The sequence below is a fragment of the Candidatus Effluviviaceae Genus V sp. genome (assembly GCA_014728125.1).
In the GTDB taxonomy this organism is placed as follows: Bacteria; Joyebacterota; Joyebacteria; order Joyebacterales; family Joyebacteraceae; genus WJMD01.
Genome location: WJMD01000139.1, coordinates 1 through 3,278, shown reverse-complemented (window position 1 = coordinate 3,278; position 3,278 = coordinate 1). Strand labels below are relative to the sequence as shown.

Annotated in this window: 3 protein-coding genes; all 3 read right to left on the bottom strand. The window is 68.1% G+C overall.

The features are described 5' to 3' along the window. On the bottom strand, nt 1-161 hold a 161-nt coding region (locus GF405_08740), incomplete at its 3' end, for a hypothetical protein (GenBank protein ID MBD3368240.1). Nucleotides 162-224: 63 nt separating this feature from the next. Further along, nucleotides 225-1,160, bottom strand: coding sequence for an EamA family transporter (locus GF405_08735; GenBank protein ID MBD3368239.1), 936 nt, complete (start codon nt 1,158-1,160; stop codon nt 225-227). A 59-nt stretch (nt 1,161-1,219) separates the two neighbouring features. After that, nucleotides 1,220-2,452 carry a hypothetical protein gene (locus GF405_08730; protein ID MBD3368238.1) on the bottom strand — a complete coding sequence of 411 codons (1,233 nt, stop codon included), beginning with the start codon at nt 2,450-2,452 and terminating at the stop codon, nt 1,220-1,222. Nucleotides 2,453-3,278 lie beyond the last annotated feature (826 nt).

Below are 3,278 nucleotides of genomic sequence, written 5' to 3'. Positions count from 1 at the left end.
AGGCGGTTCGCTATCTCGTCCGGCGAGTCGCTCCAGACCGTGTGGTCGCGGCGCCAGATCCTCCGGACGACCTCGTCCGCCTGGAGCTTCGCGAGGGCCTTCTCGTAGCTCGCCCTCCGGTCATCGGGCGAGGGATGTACGATCGCGAACTCCGCTGCCACGAGGAACCTCCTTCAGTGTACCCGGGGTCTGCAGACGTCGCTCCGCCGCGTTCGATCCGCCGGTCAGCAGCTCACGGTCGGACGCGCGGGCTCGCGGTGCAGCAGCCGGTAGTTCAGCACGGCGGCACCTATGACAAGCGCCCCGCCGACGATGCTCAGTGCGTCCGGGACCTCCGAGAAGAACAGGTAGGCCAGGATCCCGGCGAAGATCACGTGAGCGTAGACGTAGATCGAGATACGCGACGCGGGGGCCAGCTGGTATCCGATCGTCAGCGAAAGCTGGCCGGTCGTTGCGAAAACGCCGGCGCCGACGAGCGCCAGGAGCTGCTGCCAGGTCGGCACAACGGCGTGGACGAGCATCGGCGGGATCATGGCGAGCGTTGAGACCATCGCGAAGTAGAAGACGATCTTGAAAGGGGCCTCGCGGCCCTTGAGCGAGCGGACGACCGTGTAGGCCGCCGCCGAACCGATCGCGGAGAAGAGCCCCGCGAGGGCCGGTCCGGGCGAGAGCTCCAACTCGGGTTTGATGACGAGCGCCGCGCCCACGAACGCGATCGCCAGAACGGGGACCACGTATTTCGAGAGTTTCTCATGAAGGAAGACGGCAGCCAGTACGACCACGAAGAAAGGCGAGAGCTTGTTGAGGACCGTCGCGTCGGCGAGCGTCAGTCCCTCGATGGCATAGAAGTAGAGTGTCATCGCCACCGTGCCGAAGATGCCGCGCAGAACGAGCCACTTCGTGTTGCCGTCCCACGTGAAGAGCTTCGCGCCGCTCCGCGCACCGAAGGCGGCGGCGACCGGGAGCATGACGATGCTCCGGAAGAAGACCTTCTCGTACACCGGCACGTCACCGGCCAGCCGGACCATGATCCCGACGAGTCCGAACGACAGGCTCGACAGCACGATCATGAGGATCGCGCGCCCGCAGCGATCTTCGCCGATCGGCGAGCGCCCGACGCTGGCGCCGAAACCGGTGCTCCGGGGTTCGTTGTGCGACATGCTGCCAACGGTACAGGGGGACTCCCGAGCGGTCAACAGCGGGAGAACGCGGCGCCGCCTCAGCGGAGCAGCACGAGGCGCCCCACGATGTCGGGCATCGGTCCCATCGCCCTCGCGAAGTAGACGCCCGAAGCCGCGCGGCGTCCGCCCTCGTCGAGACCGTCCCACGTGAGCGACATGTCACCGGCCTCGACATGCCCATCGTGGAGCGTCCGAACGAGTCTGCCGTCAACGCTGTAGAGCCGTACCACGACCCGCCCGGCGACCGGCACGCGCAGGGAGAGCCCGGCCTCCTCACTGAACGGATTGGGGCTGCACGCGACGCGGGGCGAACCGACCGGCGGCGATGCGACGCCGGTGCCGGCTTCGCCCTCGTAGCATCCCATGTCGATCCGGCCGTCAACGATCCGGGGCTCGCCAGCCAGATCGGCGGCCGCCAGCCGGAGCCCGGTCGTGTCCGGCGGTCCGGTGTCGCGACAGGGGGAGCCCGGGAGCAGGGCGTACGGATGGGGCCCGAAGCCGACGAAGCCGGCGTCCGCGTCGATCGTGCCGAAGCCGCCGGTCCAGAACTCAACGTTCGAGTCCGTCGTGTAGTACGCCTTCGACTCGTGGAGCTCGGTCGGCTCGAAGTACGGGTTGCCGTTCTCGCGCACGATGCTGCCGGCGATCCGTGTCTTCGCGATGTGATTGTGGACGCTGCCGGTCGCGTCGTAGACGTCGTCCGAGAGGATCTCGTTCCCGACCAGCGTGCACGCGGCGATGGTCGGGTAAGCGTAGTGGCTGTAGACGGCCGAGCCGTAGCTGAAGGCGGCGTTCTCCTCGAAGAGGCATCCCACGAGGACCGGGGCCGACTGGTGCGAGAAGAACGCGGCGCCCCCGCGCTCCGCGATCGAGCGCCGGATGACCGTGTTCCTGACCAGAACCTCCGAGAAGCCCGTGGTCGAGAGCGCTCCTCCCCACGGCTCCTCACCGAGGGCCTTCGCATACTCCAGCACGCAGTGCTCCAGAAGCGACTCGGGGTTCGATGCCGGGGTCCAGTCGAACCGGATGCCCGCCCAGCACCCGGCGGCCGTCGAGTCAGCCCTGAAGAGCCACGGTTCGTCGGTCGTGAAGACGACGGGCTCCGAGACCGTGCCGACCGCCAGCAGTCGTCCCTGAACACCAAGCTCGTAGTGGTCCAGGAACTCGACCCGCGTGCCGGCCGCGACCTCGAGGGTCACGCCGTCCTCGACGAGCACGTCGGCCGTGACGCGCACGGTGTCGGCGTCCCACACGGTGTCGGCCGTGATCACCCCGCCTGCTATCACGGTCCCGCGGGACGCGGCGAGGACCGGCGGTGCGCTGCCACGCCGCGTGTCGACCGGAACGACGACCCGGCCCGTGAACGTCCGGCAGCCGTACGCCTCGGCCGGCGAGCCGTCCCTGGGACGGAAGTCGCCGTGCTTCGGGTCGCGAAGTTCCGGGTCGATGCCGATGACGTTGTCGTTGGGCCAGTCCCCGGCCTCCGACCAGGGAGCGGGAACCGTTCACCCGTACTCGCAGAGGAGCACGAAGTGGCGCAGCGAGTCGGCGTTCGCGGCAGGGTCGCCATGCCAGCTCCAGTTGTCCCGGATGGTCGGCGTCCCGTAGTAGCCGGTCTGGATGCTGGGCGCGAAGCTCGAACCCGTCGGGAGCCAGTCGTTCGAGGCGCCGTGCGTGTAGAGGAAGTCCGGACCCGTGTCGACGGCGTCGACGACGATGTTCCTCTCGAGCGTGACGCCGTTCCCCGCGCCCTGGAGCCGGACGCCGTAGTCGTGCGGCCCGTAGAACGTGCAGTAGCGGACCGAGCCCTCGGGGATGAGAACGTGCGAGCCGGTGTTGATGCCGCGGAAACGGATGTTCCCGTTCAGGATGACGCAGTCCTCGATGTCGAGGCGGTTTTCGCAGTACGAGATGCAGATCTGCTGGCCCTCGAGGTCGAGCACGGCGCCGTTTCCGACGATCCGTACGTCCTCCCCGGGTTCACCCTCCATCTCCCACGTCATTGGGGAGTAGACGGGGCCCACGAGCAACCCGCCCGTGTAGACATGCCCTGTCTCGAGGACGACCTCACGGTCGTATCCCGAGCCGGGCCCCGCT

Excerpts from the sequence above, each read along its gene's own strand:
- GF405_08735 (MBD3368239.1), bottom strand. The coding sequence starts at position 1,160 with ATGTCGCACAACGAACCCCGGAGCACCGGTTTCGGCGCCAGCGTCGGG.